Source organism: Enhydrobacter sp., from assembly GCF_030246845.1.
Lineage (GTDB): Bacteria > Pseudomonadota > Alphaproteobacteria > Reyranellales > Reyranellaceae > Reyranella.
Window position 1 is genome coordinate 286,655 of the sequence record NZ_CP126889.1, and the last position, 26,414, is coordinate 313,068.

General features: G+C 69.4%; 23 protein-coding genes. 8 read left to right on the forward strand and 15 right to left on the reverse strand.

The features are described from left to right. Nucleotides 1–132 precede the first annotated feature (132 nt). Nucleotides 133–858, forward strand: coding sequence for an alpha/beta hydrolase (locus OJF58_RS01585; RefSeq protein ID WP_300781324.1), 726 nt, complete (start codon nt 133–135; stop codon nt 856–858). A 74-nt stretch (nt 859–932) separates the two neighbouring features. Here OJF58_RS01585 and OJF58_RS01590 read toward each other — a convergent pair whose 3' ends face one another. Beyond that, nucleotides 933–1,958 carry an NADP-dependent oxidoreductase gene (locus OJF58_RS01590; protein WP_300781325.1) on the reverse strand — a complete coding sequence of 342 codons (1,026 nt, stop codon included), beginning with the start codon at nt 1,956–1,958 and terminating at the stop codon, nt 933–935. Between the two features lie 215 nt (nt 1,959–2,173). On the opposite strand from OJF58_RS01590, the gene OJF58_RS01595 reads away from it, so the two are divergent. The 3 genes from OJF58_RS01595 to OJF58_RS01605 all read left to right on the forward strand — a co-directional run bounded on the left by OJF58_RS01595 (nt 2,174) and on the right by OJF58_RS01605 (nt 4,759). Then, on the forward strand, nt 2,174–2,689 hold the full coding sequence (locus OJF58_RS01595; RefSeq protein WP_300781326.1) for a thioesterase family protein: 516 nt from the start codon (nt 2,174–2,176) through the stop codon (nt 2,687–2,689). 5 nt (nt 2,690–2,694) lie between these two features. Then, complete coding sequence (locus OJF58_RS01600; RefSeq protein WP_300781327.1) at nt 2,695–3,210, forward strand: thioesterase family protein; 516 nt, start codon at nt 2,695–2,697, stop codon at nt 3,208–3,210. 160 nt (nt 3,211–3,370) lie between these two features. Beyond that, nucleotides 3,371–4,759, forward strand: a complete 1,389-nt coding sequence (locus OJF58_RS01605) for an MFS transporter (protein ID WP_300781328.1) — start codon at nt 3,371–3,373, stop codon at nt 4,757–4,759. Here the strand turns inward: OJF58_RS01605 and OJF58_RS01610 are convergent. The 4 genes from OJF58_RS01610 to OJF58_RS01625 form a co-directional block, all read right to left on the reverse strand. Next, entirely contained in the window at nt 4,680–5,171 is a 492-nt protein-coding gene (locus OJF58_RS01610) for a GNAT family N-acetyltransferase (RefSeq protein WP_300781329.1), read from the reverse strand. The two genes, OJF58_RS01605 and OJF58_RS01610, sit on opposite strands and share 80 nt — an antisense overlap. After that, nucleotides 5,161–5,922 (reverse strand): glucose 1-dehydrogenase, encoded by a 762-nt coding sequence (locus OJF58_RS01615; protein ID WP_300781330.1) that lies wholly within the window; start codon nt 5,920–5,922, stop codon nt 5,161–5,163. The genes OJF58_RS01610 and OJF58_RS01615 overlap by 11 nt, the downstream gene beginning before the upstream one ends. Next, nucleotides 5,919–6,890 carry an MBL fold metallo-hydrolase gene (locus OJF58_RS01620; protein WP_300781331.1) on the reverse strand — a complete coding sequence of 324 codons (972 nt, stop codon included), beginning with the start codon at nt 6,888–6,890 and terminating at the stop codon, nt 5,919–5,921. Before OJF58_RS01620 ends, OJF58_RS01615 begins: the two co-directional genes overlap by 4 nt. 231 nt (nt 6,891–7,121) lie before the next feature. After that, nucleotides 7,122–8,126, reverse strand: coding sequence for a S1C family serine protease (locus OJF58_RS01625; RefSeq protein ID WP_300781332.1), 1,005 nt, complete (start codon nt 8,124–8,126; stop codon nt 7,122–7,124). 74 nt (nt 8,127–8,200) lie between these two features. Here OJF58_RS01625 and OJF58_RS01630 point away from each other — a divergent pair, with 74 nt between their 5' ends. Both OJF58_RS01630 and OJF58_RS01635 read left to right on the forward strand, forming a co-directional pair. Continuing rightward, nucleotides 8,201–10,516, forward strand: a complete 2,316-nt coding sequence (locus OJF58_RS01630) for a UvrD-helicase domain-containing protein (protein ID WP_300781333.1) — start codon at nt 8,201–8,203, stop codon at nt 10,514–10,516. After that, nucleotides 10,513–11,364 (forward strand): 50S ribosomal protein L11 methyltransferase, encoded by an 852-nt coding sequence (locus OJF58_RS01635; RefSeq protein ID WP_300781334.1) that lies wholly within the window; start codon nt 10,513–10,515, stop codon nt 11,362–11,364. Before OJF58_RS01630 ends, OJF58_RS01635 begins: the two co-directional genes overlap by 4 nt. Before the next feature lie 29 nt (nt 11,365–11,393). Here OJF58_RS01635 and OJF58_RS01640 read toward each other — a convergent pair whose 3' ends face one another. From OJF58_RS01640 to OJF58_RS27055, 3 genes are all read right to left on the reverse strand, one after another. Beyond that, on the reverse strand, nt 11,394–11,843 hold the full coding sequence (locus OJF58_RS01640; RefSeq protein ID WP_300781335.1) for a PIN domain-containing protein: 450 nt from the start codon (nt 11,841–11,843) through the stop codon (nt 11,394–11,396). Beyond that, nucleotides 11,834–12,064 carry a hypothetical protein gene (locus OJF58_RS01645; protein ID WP_300781336.1) on the reverse strand — a complete coding sequence of 77 codons (231 nt, stop codon included), beginning with the start codon at nt 12,062–12,064 and terminating at the stop codon, nt 11,834–11,836. The genes OJF58_RS01640 and OJF58_RS01645 overlap by 10 nt, the downstream gene beginning before the upstream one ends. Before the next feature lie 124 nt (nt 12,065–12,188). After that, the gene (locus OJF58_RS27055; protein WP_366526808.1) at nt 12,189–12,527 is read right to left on the reverse strand and encodes a DUF1127 domain-containing protein; all 339 of its coding nucleotides are present in this window, start codon (nt 12,525–12,527) and stop codon (nt 12,189–12,191) included. A 211-nt stretch (nt 12,528–12,738) separates the two neighbouring features. On the opposite strand from OJF58_RS27055, the gene OJF58_RS01655 reads away from it, so the two are divergent. Both OJF58_RS01655 and OJF58_RS01660 read left to right on the forward strand, forming a co-directional pair. Further along, nucleotides 12,739–14,748, forward strand: coding sequence for an aminopeptidase P family protein (locus tag OJF58_RS01655; protein ID WP_300781337.1), 2,010 nt, complete (start codon nt 12,739–12,741; stop codon nt 14,746–14,748). A 129-nt stretch (nt 14,749–14,877) separates the two neighbouring features. Next, the gene (locus OJF58_RS01660; RefSeq protein WP_300781338.1) at nt 14,878–16,110 is read left to right on the forward strand and encodes a threonine synthase; all 1,233 of its coding nucleotides are present in this window, start codon (nt 14,878–14,880) and stop codon (nt 16,108–16,110) included. Between the two features lie 108 nt (nt 16,111–16,218). Here the strand turns inward: OJF58_RS01660 and OJF58_RS01665 are convergent, their stop codons facing one another. The 7 genes from OJF58_RS01665 to ftsZ all read right to left on the reverse strand — a co-directional run bounded on the left by OJF58_RS01665 (nt 16,219) and on the right by ftsZ (nt 26,325). Continuing rightward, entirely contained in the window at nt 16,219–17,526 is a 1,308-nt protein-coding gene (locus OJF58_RS01665; protein ID WP_300781339.1) for a TRAP transporter large permease, read from the reverse strand. Next, nucleotides 17,523–18,083 (reverse strand): TRAP transporter small permease, encoded by a 561-nt coding sequence (locus OJF58_RS01670; RefSeq protein ID WP_300781340.1) that lies wholly within the window; start codon nt 18,081–18,083, stop codon nt 17,523–17,525. The genes OJF58_RS01665 and OJF58_RS01670 overlap by 4 nt, the downstream gene beginning before the upstream one ends. A 6-nt stretch (nt 18,084–18,089) precedes the next feature. Continuing rightward, entirely contained in the window at nt 18,090–19,085 is a 996-nt protein-coding gene (locus OJF58_RS01675; protein WP_300781341.1) for a TRAP transporter substrate-binding protein, read from the reverse strand. 458 nt (nt 19,086–19,543) lie between these two features. Continuing rightward, nucleotides 19,544–21,703, reverse strand: coding sequence for an NAD-dependent DNA ligase LigA (gene ligA, locus OJF58_RS01680; RefSeq protein ID WP_300781342.1), 2,160 nt, complete (start codon nt 21,701–21,703; stop codon nt 19,544–19,546). A gap of 98 nt (nt 21,704–21,801) precedes the next feature. After that, nucleotides 21,802–23,490: a DNA repair protein RecN gene (gene recN / locus OJF58_RS01685; protein ID WP_300781343.1), complete on the reverse strand. Its 1,689-nt coding sequence runs from the start codon at nt 23,488–23,490 to the stop codon at nt 21,802–21,804. 10 nt (nt 23,491–23,500) lie between these two features. Next, a complete protein-coding gene (locus tag OJF58_RS01690) occupies nt 23,501–24,322 on the reverse strand; it encodes an outer membrane protein assembly factor BamD (RefSeq protein WP_300781344.1) in 822 nt (273 codons plus the stop codon). Between the two features lie 197 nt (nt 24,323–24,519). Next, nucleotides 24,520–26,325 (reverse strand): cell division protein FtsZ, encoded by a 1,806-nt coding sequence (ftsZ, locus tag OJF58_RS01695; RefSeq protein WP_300781345.1) that lies wholly within the window; start codon nt 26,323–26,325, stop codon nt 24,520–24,522. Nucleotides 26,326–26,414 lie beyond the last annotated feature (89 nt).

A 26,414-nucleotide genomic window follows, 5' to 3' on the forward strand; every position in this document is an offset into this window, starting at 1 on the left:
TACCCCCTCCCCGGCTCCGCTGGGGAGGTATCGCGTCATACGCGACGAAGGGGTCGGAAGCGTCGCGACGGTTACCCATGACCTTCCGGCCTTCGGCCACCTCCCTACGCGTCGCGTGGGGAGGAACCGGATGTGCTAAGAACCCGCCGCATGCGGACCTATGTCTGTCTTCCCGGCGCGTGGATGGGCGCCTGGTCGTGGCAATTCGTGCTCGGGAAGCTGCGCGCGGCCGGCCACGACGCCCGCGCGCTGCCCTTTCGCGGCGTCGGCGAGCGCGCGGCCGAGCTGTCGCCCGAGATCGACAACGACCTGCTGCTCGCCGACACGCTGGCGACGCTGGAGAAGGACGACCTGCGCGACGTCGTGCTGGTGGGCCACAGCTTCGGCAGCCTGATCGCGGGCATGGTCACGGACCGCGCGCCCGAGCGCATCGCCCATCTCGTGATCATCGACGGCGGGCTGCCGCAGGACGGCCAGTCGATCTTCGGCCGCATCCCGCCCGAGATCGCGGCCAAGCGGAAGAAGCTGGTGAAGATCGTGAACGGCACCGAGGTGCTGCCCTTCGCGCCGGTGGGCAGCCTGATCATCGACGATCCCGCGCTCGCCGCCTGGACGCACCGCCAGCTCACGCCGCATCCGCTCGCCTGCTACACGAGGCCGATCCGGCTCCATCATCCGGCCGGCAACGGAAGGCCGATGACCTACATCGCCTGCACCAGGCCGCGCTATCCCGTCTCCGCCGGCATGCACGAGAAGGTGCAGGCCCTGCCGCACGTCCGCTTCCGGCCGATCGAGGCCGGCCACAACTGCATCATCTCCGCGCCCGATCTGGTGGCCCAGGAGCTGCTGGCTGTGTGACGTGATCTTGTGGACCGCGCGCATCCTGCGCGCTCATGACCTCGAGCGCGCAGGATGCGCGCGGTCCAGGAGAGCTACTTCCGCGTCGGATCGTCCGACACCTGCACGAGCAGCTTGCCGAAGTTGCGGCCCTTGAGCAGGCCGATGAACGCCTCGGGCGCGTTCTCGAGGCCCTGCACGATGTCCTCGCGATACTTGATCCTGCCTGCCTTCACCGCCGGCGGCACTTCCTTCCGGAAGCCCTCCATCTCGCCGAAGTGGTCCGACACGATGAAGCCCTGCACCGTGACCCGGCGCACCAGCAGCAGCCGCCAGTCGGGTCCGGGCGACATCTGCATCTCGTTGTACTGCGAGACCAGGCCGCAGAGGGGCACGCGTGCGAAGTCGTTGAGTTGCGGCAGGACCGCCGCCTGCACCGCGCCGCCGACATTCTCGAAATAGACGTCGATGCCCTTGGGCGCCGCGGCGCGCAGCTCCCTGAACAGGTCCTTGCCGGCGGCGCGATAGTCGACGCAGGCGTCGAAGCCAAGCTCCTTCACGACGTAGTCGCACTTCGCCTTGCCGCCGGCGATGCCGACCGCGCGGCAGCCGTGCAGCCTGGCGAGCTGGCCGACGACGGAGCCGACGGCGCCCGAGGCCGCCGAGACCACGACCGTCTCGCCGGCCTTCGGCTTGCCGATCTGCATCAGGCCCCACCAGGCCGTCATGCCCGGCATGCCGAGCACCGAGAGCGCGGCCGAGAGCGGCGCGGCGTTCGGGTCGAGCTTCGTCACGCCTGCGCCGGTCGACACCGCGTAGCTCTGCCAGCCCGACTGCTCGACCACGAAGTCGCCTTCCTTGAAGCCGGGATTACGCGACTTCACCACCTGCCCGACCGTGCCGCCCACCATCGGATCGCCGAGCTCGACGTTGCTGGCGTAGCCGCGCGCCTCCGACATGCGGCCGCGCATATAGGGATCGAGCGACAGCCAGATCGTGCGCGAGAGGTACTCGCCCTCCTTCGGCTCCGGGATCGGCGCCTCGACGAGGTCGAAGTTGGCCGGCGTCGGCTCCCCCTGCGGACGCGATTTCAGCAGCACACGGCGGTTCGATGCGGACATGAGGACCTCCTGCTCGATGAATTGAAAGATCCCTCGCTCACGCTCGGGACGACACATCCTTTTGCCGTGTCATCCCGGGCGAAGCGAGGGATCTTTGCGCCCGGCGCCCACGCCCGGGATCGATGCTTTCGGTTTCTTGGCCATGTCCGCTCCTCGACAGAAGATGTGGGCGGGAACTTGCGGCGGAGGGCGGGGCTTCGCTACGGTCCGCCCGCATGAAACTGCCTCCCTACCCCATGATCGAACCCGATCTCGGCGCGCCGCTCGACATCCACCGCGCCAGGGTCCTGCCCGAATGGATCGACTGGAACGGCCACATGAACGTGGGCTTCTACGTCGTGGCCTTCGACAAGGCGACCGATACGCTCTGCAACCAGCTCGGCGTGAGCTGGGAGTACACGCGTGAGAAGATCGGCATGACCTTCGTGCTCGAGGCGCACGTCACCTACGACCGCGAGGTAAAGGAGGGCGATCCGCTGCGCATCACCACACAGCTCCTCGACCATGACCAAAAGCGCCTGCACTACATCCACATGATGTATCACGAGAGCGAGGGCTGGCTCGCCGCCACCAACGAGCTGATGCTGATGAACATCGACTATGCGACCCGTCGCGCCGCGCCGTGGCCCGACTGGGCGATGGAGCGCATCGAGAAGCTCGCCGCCCTCCACGCCACGCTCCCCCGCCCGCCCCAGGCCGGCCGCCTTATCGGCATCAAGAGGAATCAATAGACACCATGCTCGTCACGCTTCCCTATCAAATGCCGGCCCTGGTCACGCGCGCGCCGCTCGACATCCATCGCGCAGCCGTGCTGCCCGAATGGGTCGACTGGAACGGCCACATGAACGTCGCCTTCTACGTCGCGGCCTTCGACCAGGCGTCGGGCGCCTTCATGCGCAACATGGGACTCGGCCGCAATTACGTCGACAGCAAGCTCGGCATGACCTTCGTGCTGGAGACCCACGTCACCTACGACCGCGAGATGAAGGGCGGCGCACCGATGCGCTTCACGACGCAGCTGCTCGACTGCGACGCCAAGCGGGTCCATCTGTTCCACGAGATGCACCACGAGGAGGAGGACTACCTCGCCGCCACCAACGAGGTGATCGTGATGAACATCGACTACGCCTCGCGCCGCTCCGCACCCTGGCCGATGCAGGCCGCCGAGCGGCTGGAGGCGGTGTGGGCCGAGCACCGGCGCCTGCCGCGCCCGGCGAAGGCGGGACGCGTGATGGGGCTGGGGAAGAGGTAAGACTTCGGCCGGCCTGTAAAGATCCCTCGCTGCGCTCGGGATGACACCGTCCTTTGTGTCATCCCGAGCGCAGCGAGGGATCTTTCGTCGGCCTGCGCAACCGGCGACGCTTCGTCCCTTTCCGAAGCATCGTGCGGCGATGCCGTGCGTTGTTTGTCGCGTGACCCGCGACCGGCATCCCCTCACCCTCGCGACGCTCTGCCTCGCCGTGCTGGTGGCGCAGCTCGACACCGCCGTCGTCAACCTCGCGACACGGCCGATCGGCGCGCACTTCCACGCCGGCGTCGATGCGCTGCAGTGGGTGCTCGACAGCTACAACCTCGTCTATGCGGTGCTGCTGCTGAGCGGCGGCCTGCTGGCCGACCTTTATGGCCGACGGCGCGTCTTCATGGCGGGCCTCGCGATCTTCGTCGCCGCGTCGCTGGTCTGCGCCGCCGCGCCCGACATCGGCGTGCTGATCGCCGGCCGGGCCGGCACCGGCCTCGGCGCGGCGCTGCTGGTGCCGGCGTCGCTCGCCGTCATCCGCGTCGCCTGGCGCGACGAGACGGCGCGCGGCCGCGCGCTCGGCGTGTGGGCCGCCTGCAACGGGCTCGCGATGGCGATCGGTCCGACGCTGGGCGGGCTGCTGATCCACGCCTTCGGCTGGCGCAGCATCTTCCTGGTGGTGATCCCGGTCGGCGTGGCGGCGCTCGCACTGGCGCCGCGCGCGATCGAGGAAACGGCCGATCCGCGCGGCCGCAGCTTCGACGCGCCGGCGCAGGTGCTGGGCGCGGTTGCGCTGGGCGGGCTCGCGCTGGCCGCCATCGAATCGCATGGCCGTCCGGTGGTCGCGGCGATCGCCGCAATTGCCGCCCTGGTCGCGCTCGTCCTGTTCCTGCGCGTCGAGCGCCGGCAGGGCGACGCAGCGCTGGTGCCGCTCGGGATCTTCCACGCCGACGCTTTCCGCGGCGCCATCGCCGCCACGACGGCCATGACCTTCGGCATGTACGGCGTGCTGTTCCTGTTGCCGCTCAGCTGGCAGGGCAGCGGTGCGCTGTCGGCCATCCAGGCCGGCCTCGCCCTGATGCCGATGGCGCTGGTCTTCGTGCTGCTCTCGCCCGTCTCGGGCCGGCTGACCGAAACGGTCGGGCTGCGCGTCACGACCGCTGGCGGCGTGGCCGTGATCGGCCTCGGCCTGCTGGTGATCGCACTCGGCGCCGACCGCAGCTCCATCGCCGTCGACGAGATCGGCCTGGTGCTGACCGGGCTCGGCATGGGCATCGCCACCGGCCCGCTGATGGCGGCGGCCGTCGGCGCTGTCGGCCATGCGCGCTCGGGCACCGCCTCGGCGCTGATCAATGTCGCGCGCATGGCGGGCGCCACGATCGGCGTCGCCGTGCTGGGCGCGGCCTATGCGCTGGCCGGCGGCGGCGCGGACGGGCTCGCGCTCGCCATGCTGGCGGGCGGCGCGGTGCAGCTCGCCGGCGCCGCTACCGCCTGGACGGCGATGCGAGAGCGGCGAGCGCCGCGCCGGCCAGCCGGTAGGGCAGCCAGGTCCGGATCCACCTGAAGCCGAGCTTCTCGTAGAAGCCGCGCGCCGGATTCCAGTCGAGCACGTTGAGGTCGATGCGCCTGAAGCCCTTGGCGGCGCACTCCTTCGCAAGCGCCGTCATCAGGGCGCGCGCGACGCCGCCGCGCCGCTCCTCCGGCACGACCCAGATATCCTCGACGAAGATGCCGCGCGCCGCCGTCCAGACCGAGTAGTTGAAGGTGTAGAGCGCAAAGCCCACCGGCTTGCCGGCGCGCTCGGCGATCAGCGCGGCGAACTGCGGGTCCCTGCCGAAGCCGTCGCGCGCCAGCGTCTGCGGCGTGGCGGTGACGGCCTCCGGCGCGTCCTCGTAGGTCGCGAGATCGATCGAGAAGCGATGCAGCAGCTCGACGTCGTCGACGGTGGCGGCGCGCACGGTGACCTCAGACGCCAAGGTAGCCCCCGTCGACCGGCAGGATGGCGCCGGTGATGTAGCTCGCCGCATCGGAGCACAGGAACACGACCGGCCCCACCAGCTCCTCGGGCTGGCCGACGCGCTTCATCGGCACGTGGGCGAGGAAGGCGTCGAGCCGCTTGGGGTCGGCGCGCGTGGCTTCGGTCATGGCGGTGGCGATGATACCGGGCGCCAGCGCATTCACCCGCACGCCCTCGGGCGCCAGCTCCGAAGCCAGCGCGCGCGTGAACTGGGCCAGCGCGCCCTTGGACACCGGATAGGCGCCGCTGCCGGCGGGAGCGATGAAGGAGTTGATCGAGGCGATGTTCACGATCGCGCCGCGCGTGCGCCTGAGCTGGTCGGCGAAGGCGGTGGTGACGTTGAAGGCGCCCTCGACGTTCACCGCCATGGTCCTGGCCCAGCGCGCGCGCCCGTCCTCGGCCAGCAGGTTGCCGCGGAGGAAGATGCCGGCGTTGTTCACCAGGATGCGGATCGGCCCGACCAGCAGCGACACGTCCTGCGCCAGCTTGCGGCAGCCCTCCTCGTCGGTGACGTCGAGCATGAAGCCGCGCGCCTTGCCGCCCTCCCTGGCGATCGAATCGGCGATGGCGCGCGCGGCGTCGCGGTCGATGTCGGTCACGATGACCTCGGCGCCGGCGGCGCCGAGGCCGCGCGCGATCGCCGCGCCGTTGCCACGGCCCGCGCCCGTCACCAGGGCCAGCCGTCCGGCGAGCGCGTCCTTCGCGATCACGATGGCGGCTCCGGCGGGGGCGGCTCCAGCAGGTTCCAGGTCTCGAGGTCGCGCTCGGCAGTCCAGATCCTCGGATGGTCGAGCCCCTTGGCTTCGTCGTAAGCGCGCGCCACGCCGAAGGGCAGGCCGTGATCGAACAGCATGCGCTTGCCGTAGCGCGGCTCGAGCGCCGCGCGCGCCTTGTCGTAGGCCTGCTTCAGCGTCTCGTCCGCCGCGGCCGCCGCCGCGACCACGCGATGGAGCTCTTCGACGAAGGCCTGCGTGTCGGCGATCCCCTGCGCGATCGCCTCGGGACCGGCCAGCGGATCGCCGCGGCCGGGCAGCAGCGCCTCGGGATGGAGGTCGGCGAGCTTCCGCAGCGTCGCCGGCCAGTCCGCGAGATGCGCGTCCCCGGCGTATGGCGCTGCCTGCGAGACCACGAGGGCGCCGGCGAAAAGCGTGCGCTCGCCCGGCAGCCAGACGATCGTGTCGCCCTTGGTATGGCCGCGACCGATCTGGACGATCTCGACCTGCAGGCCGCCCAGCCAGAGCGTCATGCGCTCCTTGAAGGTGAGCGTGGGCATCGTGAGGCCGGGAATGGTGTCGGCCGCCTTGAAAAGCCGCGGCAAGCGCTGCAGCTCGGACTTGTAGTCGTGCGCGCCGCGCTCGACGATCATCTCGCGCGTGGCCTCGCTGCAGATCACCTGGTCGGCGCCATAGGCCGAGGCGCCGAGGGTGCGCAGCGCATGGTAGTTCGAGAGCACCACGTGCCGGATCGGCTTGTCGGTGACGCTTCTCACGCGCTCGATCACCGCCTGCGCCGCCTTGGGCGTCGCCTGGGCGTCGATCACCATCACCGCGTTGTCGCCGATCACCACGCCGCTGTTGGGATCGCCCTCCGCCGTGAAGGCGTAGGCGTGCTCGCTGAGCCGGCTGAAAGTGACGTTTCTCTCCGCCTGATCCGCCTGCGAGGCGAAGGCTCTGCCCATCGACCTGTTCTCCCGAGCATCCGTGCGCTGCGGCGACCCTAGCCCGCCTTGCCATTTCGTGTCATCCGGCACGAACCGGTGTCGTCTCGCGCTTCGGTGTCATTCCGAGCGGGGCGAGGAATCTTTCGCAGTGCTTGAAACAAGGATCCCTCGCATTCGCTCGGGATGACACGCACATCGTTGTCTCGGAGGAGCGCGCCACTCCAGTGGCGCAATCATGCATGCCGACGATCAGCCCGAGCCGTACTTGTGATAGCGCGCGCGGTCGCCGGTGCGGACGGTGACCTCGAAGGAATCGTTGTCGCGTTCGAGACGCAGCGTGACGGCGGTGCCGGCCGGCCCGCTCGCCCAGAGCTTGCGGTAGAAATCGGCGATGTCGTCGAGCACCTCGCCGTCGAGCGCCTGCAGGATGTCGCCGCGCTTCAGCCCGGCGCGATCGGCCGGGCCGCCGTCGGAAATGCCGCCGACCACGAGCTGGCCCATATGCTCGACCGTGAGGACGCCGAGCCAGGGCCGCGCCGGCTTGTCGAGCCGGCCGTTCTCCACCAGCTCGCGGAAGATCGGCTTCAGCCGGTTGATCGGCACGTACATGTTGCCGGGAAAGGCCGGCGAGCCCGGGCCCAGCGCCTCCTGCACCAAGAGCGAGCCGATGCCCAGCAGCGTGCCGTCGCGGCCCATCAGCGCCGAGCCGCCCCACAGCGGATAGGCCGGCACGGTGAAGATCGCGTTGTCGAGCAGGTACTCCCAGTAGCCGGCGAACTCGCGGCGGCCGGCGACCTTGACCTTGAGCGTCGCCTTCTCGCCGCCCACGCCCGCGACATAGGCCTCGCTGCGCAGCGCGAGCTGGTCGGAATCGCCGAACGGCATCGGCTTCACCGGCAGCGGCACGGCGGTGCGCACCAGGCCGAAGCCGCTTTCGTAGTCGTAGCCCACCAGGCCCGCGGGGAACTCGCGGCCGTCGGCGTCCTTGATGGTGACGGTGTCGGCTTCCATGATCAGGTAGCCGATGGTGACGATCAGGCCTTCGTCGTCGATCACCACGCCATGGCCCTCGCGCTCCGAGCCCAGGGTCTGGGCCGAGCGCCGGTTCTCCGGGATGGTCGTGTGCAGGCCCACCACCGCCGGCAGGACCTCGACGACGTCGGGCGGCAGGCTGCCCTCGTTCCCGGGCGTCCGCGCCTCGACCACGCCCTCGCCGCCGAGCCAGCGGGTCGAGCCGTTCGTGGATCCGTTCACCCCTCGGGCCATTTCCACCTCCGAGTCCTGCCGGAAAGATAGGCGTCTGAGCCCGCGATTGCTATATGAGGCTGATGGCGCCCCCCGCCGATCCGTTCGAAATCACAGACGACCCCGTGCCGACGCCCGAGACGCCGGCGCGCCGCGCTGTCACGCCGATGACGCATCTCGAGGGGCTGAACGAGGAACAGCGCAAGGCCGTCGTGCACGGGGACGGGCCGCTGCTGGTGCTGGCCGGCGCCGGCACCGGCAAGACGCGCGTGCTCACGACACGCATCGCGCATCTTCTGATCACCGGCCGCGCCCGGCCGTCGCAGGTGCTGGCCGTCACCTTCACCAACAAGGCCGCGCGCGAGATGCTCGACCGCGTGGCGCAGCTCATCGGCGCCTCGGCCGACGGCATGTGGCTCGGCACGTTCCATTCCATGGGCGTGCGCATTCTGCGCCGTCACGCCGAGCTGGTCGGCCTCAAGAGCAACTTCACCATCCTCGACACCGATGACCAGACGCGGCTCGTCAAGCAGCTCCTGCAGGCCGAGAACATCGACGACAAGAAATGGCCGGCGCGCATTCTCGCCGGCATCATCCAGCGCTGGAAGGACCGCGCGCTGACGCCCGACAAGGTCGCGGCCGACGATGCCGGCGACTTCGCCAACGGCCGCGCCGTCGACATCTACCGGCAATACCAGGCCCGGCTCGCCGAGGTGAACGCGGTCGATTTCGGCGACCTGCTGATGCATTGCGTGAGCCTGTGGCAGCAGCATCCGGACGTGCTCGAGCAGTATCACCGCCGGTTCCGCCATATCCTGGTGGACGAGTACCAGGACACCAACGTCGCGCAGTATCTCTGGCTGCGGCTCCTGGCGCAGGGCACGCGCGACGTCTGCTGTGTGGGCGACGACGACCAGTCGATCTACGGCTGGCGCGGCGCCGAGGTCGGCAACATCCTGCGCTTCGAGCGGGATTTCCCCGGCGCCGAGATCGTCCGGCTGGAGCGCAACTACCGCTCGACGCCGCACATCCTCGCCGCCGCCTCGCATCTCATCTCGCACAACGAGGGCCGGCTCGGGAAGACGCTGTGGACCGACCTCCCGGAGGGCGAGCGCATCTCGCTGCGCGGCGTGTGGGACGGCGACGAGGAGGCGCGCACGATCGGCGAGGAGATCGAGGCCTTGCAGCGCGACAAGCATCCGCTCGGCCAGATCGCCATCCTGGTGCGCGCCGGCTTCCAGACCCGCGAGTTCGAGGAACGCTTCATCACCATGGGCCTGCCCTATCGCGTGATCGGCGGGCCGCGCTTCTACGAGCGCCAGGAGATCCGCGACGCGCTGGCCTATTGCCGCGTCACCGTGCAGCCCGACGACGATCTCGCCTTCGAGCGCATCTACAACACGCCGCGCCGCGGGCTGGGCGAGTCGGCGCTGCGCACGCTGCGCCTCGTCCAGCGCGCCCAGAAGGTCTCGCTGTTCGAGGCGGCGCGGCGGGCCATCGAGACCGACGAGCTGAAGGCGCGGCCGCGCAAGGTGCTGGGCGACCTCGTCAGGAGCTTCGAGCGCTGGCGCGGCATGCTGGACGGCATGCACCATGTCGAGGTGGTCGAGACCATGCTCGACGAATCGGGCTACACCGACATGCTGCGCGCCGACCGCTCGCCCGAGGCCGAGGGGCGGCTCGAGAACCTGAAGGAGCTCACCAACGCCCTGCAGGAGTTCGACACGCTGCCCGCCTTCCTGGAGCACGTGGCGCTGCTCACCGACAATGCCGAGAACGCCGCCGGCGACATGGTGAGCGTCATGACCCTGCATGCCGCCAAGGGGCTGGAGTTCGACACCGTCTTCCTGCCCGGCTGGGAGGAAGGCCTGTTCCCCAACCAGCGCGCGCTCGACGACAAGGGCGTGGCCGGGCTCGAGGAGGAGCGGCGGCTGGCCTATGTCGGGCTGACGCGCGCGCGCAAGCGGGCCTATGTCTCCTTCGCCGCCAACCGCCGCGTCTTCAACCAGTGGCAGGCCGCCATCCCGTCGCGCTTCCTGCGCGAGCTGCCGGCCGATCGCCTCGCCGAGAGCAGCGACGCCGGTCTCTACGCCACCTATTCCGCCGGCCATCATGCCGGCCTGCGCGAGCAGGCGAGCGGCTTCGACTACGAGAGTCTCGGCGTGACCGGTCGGTCGGGGTTCGGGGGCGGTCGGGCGCGCACGCGCTGGCGCGACGAGACCTTCGACGACCGCCGCGCCGTCGAGGGCAACAAGGCCGACCTCGCCGTCGGCCAGCGCGTGTTCCACCAGAAGTTCGGCTACGGCCGCATCGTGGCGATGGACGGCAACAAGCTCGACATCGAGTTCGAGAAGGCCGGAGCCAAGAAGGTGCTGGACAGCTTCATAGAGGCGGCGTGAGCGCCTGGAAGGCGTGGCGCGACGTCCCGGCCGCCGAACGGCTGAAGCGCGAGCAGGCACTCGAGCCCCTGTCGGAGAACGGCTTCGTCGTGACCAGCCGCGAGCTCTCGCGCGACGGACCGTGGCGCATCGAAATCTTCGGCGAGGGCGACAGGCGGCCGGTCGAGGCGCTGATCGACCGCCACTGGCGCTGGGAGGCGCTGCCCGAGATCGACTGGGTGGCCGAGAACCAGCGCTCCTTCACACCGTTCGCCGTGGGACCGTTCTGGATCCATCCCTCGCACGCGGCGGGCGGCGCGCCGGCCGGCCTGCTGCCGATCGAGATCGATGCCGGCCTCGCCTTCGGCACCGGCACGCATGCCACGACGCGCGGCTGCCTGGAGATGCTGGCGACACTCGACCCGGCCGAGACCGTGAACGCGGTCGATGTCGGCTGCGGCAGCGGCATCCTCGCCATCGCCATGGCCAGACTCTGGAAGCGGCCCGTGCTGGCCGGCGACAACGATCCCGATGCGGTCGTGGTGGCGCGCGAGAACGCGGCGCGCAACGGCATCGGCCCGCTCTGCCGCTTCCACCATGCCGCCGGGCTCGATGCACCGGCGCTCGCCGACGCCCGGCCCTACGACCTGATCGTCGCCAACATCCTGGCCGGCCCGCTGATCGAGCTCTCCGACGCCTTCGCCGCTTCCCTGCGTCCCGGCGGCCGTGCCTTGCTGAGCGGCCTCCTGGCCGAGCAGGCCGCCTCCGTCGTCGACGCCTACGCTCGCCGCGGCCTCATCCTCGTCCGCCACCTCGACCTCGCCACCAACGACACCACCTGGCGCACCCTCCTCCTGCGCAAGGCCTGAGGACGATTGCGTCACCGGAGTGGCGCTTGTCAGCGCAGACGAACATAGTCGCTCAGTTGCACGATCCGCAGCCCCGGCAAAGTCGGAAGACGCCGATCGTTCGTGACAAAAGCCGAGCAACGACTCGAGAGGGCGGCGGCGAGCTGCAGAGCATCCGGAGTTGCGATGTTGGTCGCCGCTCGCAATTGCGCCGCCAGACGAAAGTGCTCCCGCGTGAGGTCAATCAACCGTATACCGCGACTGCGCGTCAGCACGGCCTCATAGCGAGCGGCCAGCTCCACGTTGCCGGCGCGGTACGGGACGACAAGCACTTCCAACAGCGTAAGCGCGGACGCCACAAGCTCCACTTTGCCTGCGTCCGCTGCCGCGAACAGCGGTGCGACTGGCGGGAGGAACCTTTCATGCTCCTCGATGAAATAGATGAAGGCCGCCGTATCGATACCGATCGGACCAGTGCCGAGATCGTCGATCAGCGCCACGCCTCACGCTCGCGCTCGACATGGGAACCGCCATCGATTCCGCGCCACAGCCCCTTCCCGAGACCACGCAGCTCCAGAATCGAAAGCGGTGTGGCGGGCTCCAGCGCCTGCTCCAGCAGGACCGTGACTTCCTGCGCCACAGACCGGCGCTCGCGCTTGGCGCGCGCCTTCAGCTTGCGATAGAGCACGTCCGGCAGGTTCTTGACATTGAGAGTGGCCATTGCTCCTCCATCATTCCTCCATTTTGGAACCATATGGCGCAAAAGAAAAGGGCCGGTGGTGGCCGGCCCCTCCCTACTCTACGCTTACGCTACAAGACTTACATGGTGTCGGCTGCGCCTCGCGCTAGGCAGCGATATGACGCAGGTTCTCGTTGGCGGCCTGCGCGGCGGCGGTAGTGCGGCCGATGGTCGGGGCGTCACCCGCCACCGTCTCGGCGCCGCGGCGGACGGCGAACGGGATGTCGCTGCGGCTGAGGCCGACGTCGGCCAGCTCGCGGTCGGACATGCGAAACAGCTCGGCCTCGGCGGCGCGCAGCCGGAAATCGGCCTTCACCGACTCGACCAGGCGCTTGAACGGCGCGCGAAGCCGCGCAGCGAAGCCGGTCTTGGTGTTCGTGTTCCCCCCGGCCGGCGTGGTCTCGCTGGTCAGATTCTGGAATGTCTGAATCGGCTGGGTCATCATGGATATCTCCTTCCATTGTGCGGCGCAGTGCAAATGCTGCGCTGCACAGACGCAATATAGGAGCTTGAGCTAGAACAACAAAATATGGCTTCGCGACCTCTGCTATGCGTCTTGCGCATGGGGTAGAATATTGCTGCATTTCGCACCTGCAAAAGAACGAAAATTGCTTTATTTGCCTCGTCTTGGCGCCGCGCGTAGGGTCTGCGGCATCATGAGTTCTGCTCCGGACGATGTCCTTCATCTGTTGCGCCAGCGCGGCCGGCCGGCCGAGCCGGACGACCTGGAAGCGCTGATGCGCGGCGTCGCGGCGGCCCCGGAAGGTCTCGCCGGTCCCGAATGGGTCGAGCTGATCGCCCCGGACGCCGATGCCGACCTCACCCGGGCGCTGGCCGCGTGGCGCGCCGAGCTCGCGCGCAACGACGGCGGCCTCGACGTCTCGCCCGCCCCGTCCGAGCGCCTGGCGGCGCTGCGCGCCGAGCTCGCCCGCCGCGGCCTCGACGGCTTCGTCGTGCCGCGTGCCGACGAGCACCAGGGCGAGTACGTGCCACGCCGCTCCCAGCGGCTCGCCTGGCTCACCGGGTTCGCCGGCTCGGCCGGGCTCGCGATCGTGCTGGCCGACCGCGCGGCGATCTTCGTCGACGGCCGCTATACCCTCGCCGTGCGCCAGCAGGTCGATGTCGAGGCCTTCGTGCCGCACCAGATTCCCGAGCAGTCGCCCGAGGCCTGGATCGCGGCGAACCTGCCGAAGGGCGGCCGGCTGGGCTTCGATCCCTGGCTGCAGACGGTCGACGGCCACGACCGCTTCGCGCGCGCCACCGAGCGGGCCGGCGGCAGCTTCGTGCCGGTGGAGCAGAACCCGATCGACGCAGTCTGGCGCGACCGGCCGGCCGCGCCGCTGGCGCCGGTCGTGCCGCAGCCGGAGGAGTTTTCCGGCGAGACCAGCGCGTCGCGGCGCAAGCGCATCGGCGAGATCGTCGCCGCGCGCGGCGCCGACGTGGCGCTGCTGACCGCGCCGGACTCCATCGCCTGGCTGCTGAACGTGCGCGGCGGCGACGTGCCGCGCACGCCCTTCCCGCTGGGCTTCGCGCTGCTGCACAGCGACGGCCATGTCGATCTCTACATGGACCGCCGCAAGATCCCGGCGCGCACCGTGGCGTGGCTCGGCAATGCGGTGACGCTCGCGCCGCCCGAGGAGCTCGGGCCCGCGCTCGACACGCTCGGCAAGTCGGGCCGGCGCGTGCTGATCGAGACCTCGACCGCTCCCTGGTGGGCGGCGACACGGCTGAAGGCGGCGGGCGTGGCGATGGTGCGCGACGCCGATCCGGTGGCGCTGCCCAAGGCGTGCAAGAACGCGGTCGAGCTGGAGGGCATCCGCGTCGCCCACCGCCGCGACGGCGCGGCGGTAAGCCGCTTCCTCGCCTGGCTCGCGCGCGAGTCGGTCGGCGGCCGGCTGCGCGAGATCGAGGTGTCGGACCGGCTGCAGCAGATGCGCCTGGAGACCGGCAAGCTGCGCGACCTCTCCTTCGACACGATCTCGGGCGCCGGGCCAAACGGCGCGGTCGTGCACTATCACGCCTCGCCCGCGACCGAACGCACGCTGGAGCCGGGGTCGCTCTATCTCGTCGATTCGGGCGGGCAGTATCGCGACGGCACCACCGACGTCACGCGCACCGTCGCGATCGGCACGCCGAGCGTGGAGATGCGCGACCGCTTCACGCGCGTGCTGAAGGGCCATATCGCGCTCGCCATGGCGCGCTTTCCCGCCGGCACCACCGGGTCGCAGCTCGATACGCTGGCCCGCTACGCGCTCTGGCAGGCGGGCCTCGACTACGACCACGGCACCGGCCACGGCGTCGGCGCCTATCTCTCGGTCCACGAAGGCCCGCAGCGCATCTCCAAGGTCGCGAGCAACATCGCGCTGCAGCCCGGCATGATCGTGAGCAACGAGCCCGGCTACTACAAGGCCGGCGCCTACGGCATCCGCATCGAGAACCTGCTGGCCGTGCGCGAGGCGAAGATCGAGGGCGCCGACCGGCGCTACCTCGAGTTCGAGACCCTGACACTCGCCCCGATCGACCTCGCCTGCGTCGAGCCGGCGCTGCTCACCGGCGCCGAGCGCGCCTGGCTCGACGCCTACCACCGCCGCGTCCGCGACACGATCGCCCCGCAGGTCGACGAGGCCACGCGCCGCTGGCTGGAAGGGGCTACCCGCGCGATTTAGCCGCTGCCGAAAGATCCCTCGGCTTCGCCTCGGGATGACACGGTTCCCCGGGCCGACAATGACGTGTCATCCCGAGCGCGAGCGAGGGATCTTTGGTTCCACTTCCTGCTCAACAACGAAAGCGAGACGATGACGACCTTCCCCGATCTGCCGACCTTCGTGACGCATCTCGAATGCGCGATGACCGGCGAGAGGCTGCCGGCGGACACGCCGCACAACCTGTCGCCGGCCGGCTATCCGATCCTGGTGCGATACGATCTCGCCGGCGTCAAGAAGGCCCTGACCAAGAGAAAGCTTGCCGGCCGTTCGCCGGACTGGTGGCGCTATCGCGAGCTTCTGCCGGTGCGCAAGGCCGAGAACATCGTCTCCCTCGGCGAGGTGATGACGCCGCTCATCCCGATGCCGCGCTTCGCGCGATCGCTCGGCGCCACGGGCGAGGTCATCGTCAAGGACGAGGGCCGGCTGCCGACGGGATCGTTCAAGGCGCGCGGCCTCGCGCTGGCCGTCTGCATGGCCAGGGAGTTCGGCATCCGCAAGATGGCGATGCCGACCAACGGCAATGCCGGTGCGGCGCTGGCCGCCTATGCCAGCCGCGCCGGCATCGAGACGGTGGTGTTCTGCCCGGACGACACGCCGGTCGTGAACGTGAACGAGATCGCCGAATGCGGCGCGCGTGTCTACAAGGTGAACGGCCTCATCAACGACTGCGGCAAGCTGGTGGGCGCCGGCGTCAAGCAGGCCGGCTGGTTCGACACCTCGACCCTGAAGGAGCCTTATCGCATCGAGGGCAAGAAGACGATGGGGCTGGAGCTCGCCGAGCAGCTCGGCTGGAAACTGCCCGACGCGATCTTCTATCCGACCGGCGGCGGGACCGGCCTGATCGGCATGTGGAAGGCGTTCGCCGAGCTGGAGGCGATCGGCTTCATCGGCAGGAAGCGGCCGAAGATGATCGCCGTGCAGGCCGCGGGCTGCGCGCCGATCGTGCGCGCCTTCGAGAACAACAGCCGCCATGCCGAGCTGTGGCAGGATGCGCACACCGTCGCGGCCGGGATCCGCGTGCCGGTGGCCATCGGCGACTTCCTCATCCTCGACGCGGTGCGCGAATCCCGCGGCTTCGCCATCGCCGTCGAGGACAGCGCCATCACCGCGACGCTCGACGAGATCGCCCGGCAGGACGGCGTGCTGCTCTGCCCCGAGGGCGCCGCGACCGCCGCCGCCTACAAGCAGGCGCTGGCCGACGGCCGGGTGAAGAAGACCGACAGGGTCGTGCTGTTCAACTGCGCGACCGGGCTCAAGTATCCCATGGCCGACGGCGGCCGCCCCCTCGACCGCAACGCCCCCGTCGACTACACGGCGCTTTGAACCGCGAAGGATCCCTCGGCCCTGCCTCGGGATGACACGGCCTTTTTGCTCCAAGAACCGTGTCATCCCGAGCGCAGCGGAGGATCCTTCATCGGAACGGCGCCACGCTCACGGCCGGATCGTCATGTGCGACGGCAGCCACAGAGCGAGGTCGGGCAGGAGCACGAGCAGCACCAGCAGGACGAACATGATGATATGGAACGGGATGGTTCCCATCACCACGTCGCTCAGCTTGCCCGACCACGTGCTCTGGATGACGAAGAGATTGATGCCGATCGGCGGCGAGATCTGCCCGAGCTCGATGAACACGACGAGGATGACGCCGGCCCAGATCGGGTCGATGCCGTATTGCACGAGCACCGGATAGAGCAGCGGCACGGTGATGACGATCATGCCAAGGCTTTCGATCAGGCAGCCGAGGATCGTGTAGAGCACGAACAGGGCGCCGAAGAATTCCGGCCGGTTGAGATGGAGGCCGACGACGTAGTTCGTCACCTGCTCGCCCACGCCGGCGAAGCTGATGGCGTAGGAAAAGACGAAAGCGGCGTAGATGATGAACAGGATGTTGCCGCACACGCTGATCGTCTGGCGCATCGCCGCAAGGAAGACGGACCAGGAGAAATCGCCCCACAGGGCAGAGATCACGATCGCCATGATGCAGCCGACGGCGGCCGCTTCCGTGGGCGTCACGAGGCCGAGATAGATCGCGCCCATGGTGAGGCCGATCAGCACCACGAACGGCACCACGTCGATCAGGGCGGCGATGCATTCGGCGATCGAGGCCGGACCGCGCTCCGTGGCGGCGATCGTGGATCCCACCTTCGAGCGGACGCCGATATAGAGCATGAACATCGCGGTGAGCAGGATGCCCGGCACCACGCCGGCCATGAACAGCTTGGCGACGGACGTCTCGGTGAACGTGCCGTAGACGATCATGGCGATCGAGGGCGGGATGAGGATGCCGAGCGTCCCGCCGGCGGCGATCGAGCCGGCCGACAGCGGCTTGTCGTAGTTGCGCCGCAGCAGCTCGGGAAGCGCCACGCGCCCGATCGAGGCGGCGGTGACGACGCTCGATCCGCTGATCGCGGCGAACAGGGCGCAGCCGGCGATGTTGGTCTGCAGAAGGCCGCCGGGGATCGAGGCGACGAGCTTGGACAGCCCGCGATAGACCCGCAGGCTCAGCCGGCTCTCCTGCATGATCTCCGCCATCAGGATGAAGAGCGGGATCGCGGTGAGCGTGAAGCTGTCCATGCTGCCCCAGCTCACGAGGCCGATCCCCTTGAGCGCGAACGTCCCGCCATGCAGCACGAGATAGAGCAGCGCCGGCAGGGTTATGGCGAACGGCACCGCCATGCCGGCGACCAGCAGCCCGAGGAACACGGTGACGACGATGGCGACTTCCAGGCCGGGCGTCATGGCGCCCTTCCTTCCCGCGTCGCCGGGCCCAGCAGGAGCCGTGCCTTGCGAACGATCGAGCGGGCAATGGCGACGCAGAACAGCGCCGCGCCGATCGGCATCACGAGCTGCGGCAGCCAGAGCGGCGTGCCGAGCGGCGTCGCCGCCGTGTCGCCCGTCTGCCAGGAGTTCATCTCCAAGTCGACGAGCTGCCAGGTGATGATCGCGCAGGCGCCGAGCGACAGGAGATCGAAGACGAAGCCGCTCAGCAGGCGCCCGCGTACCGTCAGCTTGCCCTGGACGAGCTCGACGTGATGAAAGGCGCCGCGCGACTGGGCGACCGACAGGCTCAAGAACGAGACCGCGACCAGGAGATAGCCGCCGACCTCGTCCGTGACCTGGAGCGAGAACCCGAGGAGGTTGCGGGTGATCGCCTCGGCGCCGATCAGCACGATCATCGTGACGAGGGCGATGCCGCACAGGATCTCGCAGCAGCGGTCGACGAGGCCGAGGCGCGGTGGCGAGGCGGGCTCCTCGTCGTGCGGGGAAACCATCCCGCCTTCAACGGCCGATGTCATGTCCCGTCACCGGCCGAGCGCGGCGCGCACCTTCTTCAGGGCCTCGACGGCCTCCGGGCCCTTCTCCTTTGCCCAACTGTCCCAATAGGATGCGACCAGCTTCTCCGCGGTGGTGACATCCTCGGGCTTTTGCGGCGTCACGATCATGCCGCCCGCCGCCATCTTTTGCGTCAGATCCTCTTCCTCCTTCGCCATCGCCGCGGTGATCGACGGCGTGAGATCGGTGACGGTCTTTCGCACCTTGGCCTGCACCTCCGGCGCGAGCTTCTCGAACGCCGCCTTGTTCACCACGATCAGCGAATCGAAATAGTTGATGCCGATGCGGTAGTTGTACTTGAGCAGATCCCGCCAGGTGTTCCCGCCGCCCGAGCTGGCGGTGAGGACGCCGTCGACGACGCCGCGATCGAGCGCCGACGGAACTTCGGGGGCGCCGAGCGTCACCGGCGCCCCGCCCAGCATCTGGATGAAGGCGCCCTGCTCCGGCGAGGTGACGCGGATCTTCTGCCCCTTGATGTCGGCGAGGTCCGTCAGCTTCTTGCGCGAGAACGGCACCTGGAACGGATAGACATAGGTCCCCAGCACGACGACGCCCTTCTTCGCGAACGCCTTGTCGATATAGGGCTGCATGATGGCCTCGGCCTTCTTGAACTCCTCCGGCGTGCGGATGAGCATGGGCAGGCGCAGGACGCCGCCGATCGGCACGTTGCCGAGGAAATAGCCGTCGTCGCCCATCTGGACGATGCCCTGGGAGACCGCCTGGGTGATGTTCGTCGTCTTGATGGGCAGCGATCCGCCGAGATGCAGCCGGATCGTCAGCGCGCCGTTCGTCTCCTTCTCGATTTCCGCGATGATCCTGTTGATGCCCTTGACGGCGGACACCGTCGCCACGGGATTGTAGACGTACATGTCCCAGTTCGTGGCCGCCTCGGCCGAGGTGCCGCTGCCCGCGGCAATCGTGGCGATGATCGCGAGCAGGCCAAGGGCGTGCGACCGACGTTTCATGACGTTCTCCCCGTATTCTCTTGGGTGTTTGGCTGAGAGCGTCATCATAGCCGGCGCCGACGCGGCTTCCATTCATCCGACGAAACGGAACCGCGTCGCGATTGCTGGAACACAGATAAATTCTGGCCGCGCCGTCATCGTTCCGCAGCATGAGCGGAGGCCGGCGTCGGCAATCGAAAAAGATCCCTCGCTCACGCTCGGGATGACACGGCTTTCCTGTGCATCATCCCGAGGGATCTTGGTACCGCGAGCCTCCGGCTCGCATCGTGAGCGGGCTGGAAGCCCGCGGTCCGAAAGAGCATGAGCGCCGCTGGAGTTGGCCGCCGGCGGGCAAGGCTGTGTCATCCCGAGCGCAGCGAGGGATCCTTTGTCGGCGCCACGCAAGATCCCTCGCTCACGCTCGGGATGACACGACACTGGTTGGATGCCTGATCTTGATTCTTGCCAGTGGCGCGCTCCTACGAGGCCGCGAGCTTCAGCCACTCCTCCTCGGTCATCGTCCGGATGCCGAGCTCGGCGGCCTTGCGGGCCTTGGAGCCGGCGTTCTCGCCGACGACGACGAGGCTGGTCTTCTTCGAGACCGAGTCGGTCACTTTGGCGCCCAGCTCCTCGGCGCGCGCCTTGGCGGCCTCGCGCGTCATGGCCGAGAGTTCGCCGGTGAAGACCACGGTCTTGTCCTTGAGCGGCGCGTCGGCCGCGATCACACGGCGCGTCACGCCCTCGACGGTGAGCTGCTTCCTGAGGTCGCGGATGATCTCGACCGTGTGCAGCTCGGTGAAGAAGCCGCACATGGCGTCGGCGGTGGTGACGCCGATCTGCTCGACGTTGCAGAGCCTGCCGTAGCTCGGCCCGACCTCGGCCGCGGCCTTCTCCTTCTTCACCTCGTCCGGCCGCTTCCGCCGCTCTTTCGCCGCCGCCAGCATCTCCTCCAGCCAGGCGTCCACGTCGCCGTATTCCTGTGCCAGGATCTTGGCCGTCGCCTCGCCGATCAGCGGGATGCCGATCGCATTGATGAAGCGGTCGAGCGAGATGGTGCGGCGCGCCTCGATGGCGGCGATCAGGTTGCGCACCGAGGTCTCGCCCCAGCCCTCGCGCTTCCTGATCTCGTCGGCGCGCTGCGGCAGGCGGAAGATGTCGCCTGGAATCTTCAGGAGCCCGTCGTTGAAGAAGTTCTCGATGTGCGTGCCGCCCAGTCCCTCGATGTCGAAGCAGTTGCGCGACACGAAGTAGCGCAGCCGCTCGACCTGCTGGAACGGGCATTCGAGCCCGCCGCTGCAGCGGCGCACCACGCCGCCCTCCTCGCTCCTCACCTCGGTCCTGAGCGGACAGGGGCAGCGCGTGGGGAAACGGAACTTCTCGGTCCTCTTCGGCCGCTCCTCGGGCACGTAGCCCAGCACCTGCGGAATGACGTCGCCGGCGCGCTGCACCACCACCATGTCGCCCACGCGCACGTCCAGCCGCTCGATCTCGTCGGCATTGTGCAGCGTGGCGCGCGCCACCATGACGCCGCCGACATTGACCGGCTCGAGCTCCGCCACCGGCGTCAGCGCGCCGGTGCGGCCGACCTGGATCAGGATGCCGTTCAGCCGCGTTCGCGCCTGCTCGGCCGGGAACTTGTGGGCGATCGCCCAGCGCGGCGCGCGGCTCACGAAGCCCAGCCGTTCCTGCCAGTCGATACGGTCGACCTTGTAGACGACGCCGTCAATGTCGTAGGGCAGCGACGGCCGCTCGACGCCCATCTGGCGGTAGAAGGCGCGCACCTCCTCCGGCGTGCGGCAGAGCTGCGACAGCGGATTGACGCGAAAGCCCCAGCTCCTCAGCAGCTTCAGGTACTCGCTGTGCGTCTTCCACGAGCGCGGCTCGGCCTCGCCCCAGGCATAGGCGAAGAAGCGCAGCGGCCGCGTCGCCGTGATCGCGGGATCGAGCTGGCGCAGCGAGCCGGCGGCGGCGTTGCGCGGATTGGCGAAGGTCTTCTCGCCCGCCGCCTCCTGGCGCCGGTTCATCTCCTGGAAAGCGCGGCGCTCCATGTAGACCTCGCCGCGCACGTCGAGCACCCTGGGCGCCTTGCCCTTCAGCTCGTGCGGGATGTCCTTCACCGTCCGGAGGTTGGGCGTCACGTCCTCGCCGGTCGTGCCGTCGCCGCGCGTCGCGCCGATCGCGAACGCGCCGTCGAGATAGCGCAGGCTGATCGACAGGCCGTCGATCTTGGGCTCGCAGTTGAAGACGATCTCGTCGTCGGGCTTGAGATCCGTCTCGCGCTCCAGCCCGCGGCGCACGCGGTCGAAGAAGCCCTGCAGCTCCTCGTCGGTGAAGGCATTGTCGAGCGACAGCATCGGCCGCGCATGGCGGACCTTGGCGAAGGCGGTGGTCGGCGTCGGCGCCACGCGCTGCGTCGGGCTTTCCCTGTCGACGAGCTGCGGGAAGCGCGCCTCGATCGCCTTCAGCCGCTGGCGCAGCTTGTCGTACTCGGCGTCCGAGATCTCCGGGGCATCCTTCACGTGATAGAGCTCGTCGTGATGCGCGATCGCCTCGGCCAGGCGCCTGTGCTCGGCCCGCGCCTGCCGCTCGGTCATCTCCTCGACGGCCAGCCCGGCCTTGAACTTCGCCGCACGCGACATCGCCTTAACTCCTCTTTTCTCCTCTCCCCCGCAGGGGGAGAGGTTGGGTGAGGGGGTGACGCACGAGCCTCGACCGCCCCCTCACCTAGCCTCTCCCCCTAGCGGGGGCGAGGAACGTGAGCCAGCAGCCGGTCGGCCGCTGCGCGCGCTTCGGCGGTCACCTCGGCGCCGGAGAGCATGCGGGCGATCTCCTCGCGGCGGCCCCCGGCGTCGAGCGCCAGCACGTCGGTGCTGGCGGCGCTCCGGGTCGTCGTCTTGCGGATCAGCCAGTGGCGATCGGCCACCGCCGCGACCTGCGGCGAATGGGTGACGACCAGCACCTGCACCTCCTTCGCCAGCCGTTTCAGCCGCTCGCCCACCGCCGCCGCCGTGGCGCCGCCGATGCCCGAATCGACCTCGTCGAACACGATCGTGGCGGCGTCGCCCACCCGGGCGAGGCAGACCTTCAGCGCCAGCAGGAAACGCGACAGCTCGCCGCCGGATGCGATCTTCGCGATCGGCGCCGGCGGTGAGCCGGGATTGGTGGCGACGGTGAACTGCACGCGGTCGATGCCCGCCTCCGACCAGTCCGCCTCTGGCAGCGCCGCGATCTCGGTCACGAACTTCGCCTTCTCGAGCTTGAGCGGCGCGAGCTCGGCCGCGACCGCCTTGTCGAGCCGCGCCGCGCCCTTGCGCCGCGCCGCCGCCTGCGCCTCCGCTGCCGCGACATAGGCCGCGCGCGCCGCCCTGGCCGCGGCGGCGAGTTTCTTGAGGCCGGCCTCGCCGTCGTCGAGCGCGGCGAGCTGCGCCGTCATCTTCTCGGCCAGCGGCGCCAGCTCGGCCACGGTGACGCCGTGCTTGCGCGCCGCCGCGCGCAGAGCGAACAGGCGCTCCTCGATCTTGTCCAGTCTGCTCGGGTCGAACTCCAGCGCGTCGCGCGCCGCCTCGAGCTGCGCCTCGGCCTCGGTCGCCTCGCTCAGCGCCCGGTCGAGCGCGGCGAGCGCCGCATCGAGCCGGCCGGCCGCCTTGTCGGCATTGCGCTCGATCAGCCGATGCGCGGCGCGCAGCGCAGCCGCCGCGCCACGACCGTGCGTCAGCTCGGCCAGCGCCTGCGCCACCGCCTCGCCGATCGCGCTGCCGGCGCGCAGCATCTGGCGCTCGGCCGCCAGCGTCTCCTCGTCGTCGGCCCTGGGCGCCAGCGTCTCCAGCTCCTTCACCGCGTGGCGCAGGAAATCCTCGTCGCGGCGCGCCGCGGTCGCCGCCGCCTCGGCCTCGGCGCGCGCCTGCTCGGCGGCGCGCCAGTCGCGCCAGGCGCGGCGCACCGCCTCCGCCTGCTTCTCCAGGCCCGCGAAGGCGTCGAGCGCGGCGCGGTGGGTGGCGATATCGAGCAGGCCGTGCTGCTCCATCTGGCCCTGGATCTCGACCAGCGTCTCGCCCAGCCGCCGCAACAGCGCCACCGACGCCGGCTGGTCGTTGACGAAGGCGCGCCCACGGCCGTCGGCGCCCACCGTGCGGCGCAGCGTAAGCACGTCCTCGGCATCGAGCCCCTGCTCGGCGAGGATGGCATGCGCCGCATGCCCCTTCGGCAGATCGAAAGCGGCGGCGACGGAAGCCTGCGCCGCGCCGCGCCGGACCGCACCCGAATCGGCGCGCGCGCCGAGCGCCAGGCCCAGCGCATCGATCAGGATCGACTTGCCCGCGCCCGTCTCGCCGGTCAGCGCGCCCAGCCCGCGATCGGGACCGCGCGCGAAGGTGAGATCGAGCTTTTCGATCAGGACGAAGTCGCGGATCGAAAGCGAGACCAGCATCGATGTCCGGCTAGAACAACCCGAGGAATCCGTGGCTCGACTCGGAGTCGGCCGGCTTGCCCTCGCCGGTCATCAGGTAATAGGTGTCCTGATACCAGTCGCTGCCCGGGAAGTTGTAGCCCAGCACCGCCGCGGTCTCCTTGGCCTCGCTCTTGACGCCCAGCGCCAGGTAGCATTCGACCAGGCGATGCAGCGCCTCGGGCACGTGGGTGGTCGTCTGGTAGCGCTCGATCACCGTGCGGAAGCGGTTGATGGCGCCGACATACTGCTGGTGCAGCTCGTAGTAGCGGCCGATATCCATCTCCTTGCCGGCGAGATGGTCGATGCAGAGCTCGACCTTGAGGCGGGCGTCGCGTGCGTAGGGCGTGTCGGGGAAGCGCTTGGCGACGTCGGACAGGGCATCGAGCGCCTGCTGCGTCACGTGCTGGTCGCGGCGCACGTCGGAGATCTGCTCGTAGTAGCAGATGCCCTTGAGATAGTAGGCGTAGGGGATGTCCTTGTGCCCGGGATGAAGCTGGATGAAGCGGTCGAGCGCGATGATCGCGTCGTCGTACTTGTTGCTCTGGTAGTAGGCGAAGGCGGCCATGATCTCCGCCTTGGTCGCCCACACCGAATAGGGATGCTGGCGGTCGACTTCCTCGAAGCCCTTGGCGGCGGCCTTGTAGTCCTGCTGGCCGAGAGCGTCGAGCGCGCGGTTGTAGAGCACCTCGACCGGCTGCTCGCGGTAGTTCGTGTCGTCGTCCGAGGAATCGCCGCAACCGGTCAGCGCCACGGCCGCGATGCCCGCCGCGCCGAGCGTCATCAAGGTCCTGATCTTCAACGCCTTCGCCATATCCCGTCCGTTTCTTCGTGCCGCGGCGGTTATATCACGCCAAATCACGAATCCACACCGCAGCCCGCCGCGCGTCGCTCGGGGTGAACACACGAGTGTTGTTGGCGGCGCGCTCCCTCGAAATGAAAAAAGAGGGGCCGGCAAGGGCCCCTCGGAAGTGTGCGTGGAAAGTTGCGCGGTGCGCGTGAGATGCGCCGTCAGTTGGCCTGGCGGCGCAGGAAGGCGGGGATCTGCAGATCGTCGTCGTCGCGCGCCGGCTTGGCCCGCTCGGTGACGTCGATCGAGGTCTGCACCGGCGCCGACCGGACCACCGGCTTGGGCGCAGGAACGACATTGTCCGGCGCCGGCCGCGACGCGGTCGGCTCGACATGAGCCGGCGCGGCAGGCGCCGCCGGCTTGGCCGTGGCGAAGGCGCCGGTGATGCGCTGGAAGAGGTTGGGCACACGGTTCTCGCTCGCCGCGGGGCGGGCGACGACCGGGCGTGTTCCGTGCTCGCTCGCGCGCACCGCCGGCCGCAGCGGCGGCGACGGGCGGGTGACGCGCCAGTCGTCCTCGCCGACCATTGGCTTCTGCTGCGGCGTCGGTGTCGGAGCCGGCGTGGGTGCAGGCGCTGGTGCGGCGGCGGCCGGTGCCGGAGCCGGCACGGGCGCTGGCGCCACGGGCGGGGCGACGGGCGCGGGCGCCGGCTGGACCGCGACCGGCGCCGGCGCAACGGCCGGCGCTTCGGGTGCCGCCGGCGTCACCTGCACAGGAGGCGCTTCGACGACCGGAGCCGGCGGTGCCTGCATGACGGCAGGCGCCGGAGCCGGTGCGACCGACGGCGCAGACGCTGCCGCCGCGATCGACGGCGCGACCGGAGTGATCGCCGGAGCCGACGGCGGGACCGGCGCGACGGGAGCCGGCGCTGCCGCCGCAGCCGGCATCACGACCCGGCCGACCGGCGGCGCCGGCGGACGGCTCAACGCCGGCTGGCCGGTCTGTGCCGGACGGTTCATGTCGAGGCTGAGATAGTTCGGCGTCGGCTGCTGGGCGGCCAGGGCGGCAATGCCGGTCGCCACGACCGACACCCGCATGCGGCCCTGCATGGTGGCGTCGAAGGTCGAGCCGAAGATGATGTTGGCGTCGGGGTCGACTTCCTCGCGGATGCGGTTGGCCGCCTCGTCGACCTCGTGCAGCGTCATGTCGAGGCCGCCGGTGATGTTGATGAGCACGCCCCTGGCGCCCTTCATCGAATGGTCCTCAAGCAGCGGGTTGGAGATCGCGCTCTCGGCCGCGACGCGGCTGCGATCCTGGCCCTCGGCCTCGCCGGTGCCCATCATCGCCTTGCCCATCTCGCCCATCACGGTGCGGATGTCGGCGAAGTCGAGATTGATCAGGCCCGGCATCACCATCAGGTCGGTGACGCCGCGCACGCCCATGTGCAGCACGTCGTCCGCCATCTTGAAGGCGTCGGCGAAGGTGGTCTTCTCGTTGGCGATCTTGAACAGGTTCTGGTTGGGGATGACGATCAGCGTGTCCACCACCTTCTCGAGCTCGGTGATGCCCTGATCGGCCGCCTGCATGCGGCGGCGCCCCTCGAAGTGGAACGGCTTGGTGACGACGCCGATGGTCAGGATGCCCTGCTCGCGCGCCGCCGCGGCGATCACGGGCGCCGCGCCGGTGCCGGTGCCGCCGCCCATGCCGGCGGTGACGAACACCATGTTGGCGCCGTCGAGAAGCTGCAGGATCTCGGGCAGCGCCTCCTCGGCCGCCTGGCGGCCGACCTCGGGCCGCGCCCCGGCGCCCAGGCCCTGGGTCACCGTGATGCCGAGCTGCACGCGGCGGTCGGCGAGCGACTGGCCCAGCGCCTGCGCGTCGGTGTTGGCGACGATGAACTCGACGCCCTCCAGCGAGGCGCTGATCATGTTGTTGACGGCGTTTCCGCCCGCGCCACCGATGCCGATCACGGTGATACGCGGCTTAATCTCCGACTCCTTCTGAGGGAGACTGAGGTTGATGGTCATACGGCTTTCTCCACGCAAACGAGAGGGTAATCTGCTCGGAGCGGCAGGTTGGACCCCTCTTGCGGGAAGCCCTTACCCTGCCACCGACT

Coding starts and splice junctions, on each gene's coding strand:
- OJF58_RS01600 (WP_300781327.1), top strand. CDS start 2,695: ATGCTCGTCACGCTTCCCTATCAAATGCCGGCCCTGGTCACGCGCGCG.
- OJF58_RS01645 (WP_300781336.1), bottom strand. CDS start 12,064: ATGGCCACTCTCAATGTCAAGAACCTGCCGGACGTGCTCTATCGCAAG.
- OJF58_RS01620 (WP_300781331.1), bottom strand. CDS start 6,890: ATGGGCAGAGCCTTCGCCTCGCAGGCGGATCAGGCGGAGAGAAACGTC.
- OJF58_RS01660 (WP_300781338.1), top strand. CDS start 14,878: ATGACGACCTTCCCCGATCTGCCGACCTTCGTGACGCATCTCGAATGC.
- OJF58_RS01665 (WP_300781339.1), bottom strand. CDS start 17,526: ATGACGCCCGGCCTGGAAGTCGCCATCGTCGTCACCGTGTTCCTCGGG.
- OJF58_RS01590 (WP_300781325.1), bottom strand. CDS start 1,958: ATGTCCGCATCGAACCGCCGTGTGCTGCTGAAATCGCGTCCGCAGGGG.
- OJF58_RS01630 (WP_300781333.1), top strand. CDS start 8,201: ATGGCGCCCCCCGCCGATCCGTTCGAAATCACAGACGACCCCGTGCCG.
- recN (WP_300781343.1), bottom strand. CDS start 23,490: ATGCTGGTCTCGCTTTCGATCCGCGACTTCGTCCTGATCGAAAAGCTC.
- OJF58_RS01690 (WP_300781344.1), bottom strand. CDS start 24,322: ATGGCGAAGGCGTTGAAGATCAGGACCTTGATGACGCTCGGCGCGGCG.
- OJF58_RS01595 (WP_300781326.1), top strand. CDS start 2,174: ATGAAACTGCCTCCCTACCCCATGATCGAACCCGATCTCGGCGCGCCG.
- OJF58_RS01675 (WP_300781341.1), bottom strand. CDS start 19,085: ATGAAACGTCGGTCGCACGCCCTTGGCCTGCTCGCGATCATCGCCACG.
- OJF58_RS01655 (WP_300781337.1), top strand. CDS start 12,739: ATGAGTTCTGCTCCGGACGATGTCCTTCATCTGTTGCGCCAGCGCGGC.
- OJF58_RS27055 (WP_366526808.1), bottom strand. CDS start 12,527: ATGATGACCCAGCCGATTCAGACATTCCAGAATCTGACCAGCGAGACC.
- OJF58_RS01670 (WP_300781340.1), bottom strand. CDS start 18,083: ATGACATCGGCCGTTGAAGGCGGGATGGTTTCCCCGCACGACGAGGAG.
- ftsZ (WP_300781345.1), bottom strand. CDS start 26,325: ATGACCATCAACCTCAGTCTCCCTCAGAAGGAGTCGGAGATTAAGCCG.
- ligA (WP_300781342.1), bottom strand. CDS start 21,703: ATGTCGCGTGCGGCGAAGTTCAAGGCCGGGCTGGCCGTCGAGGAGATG.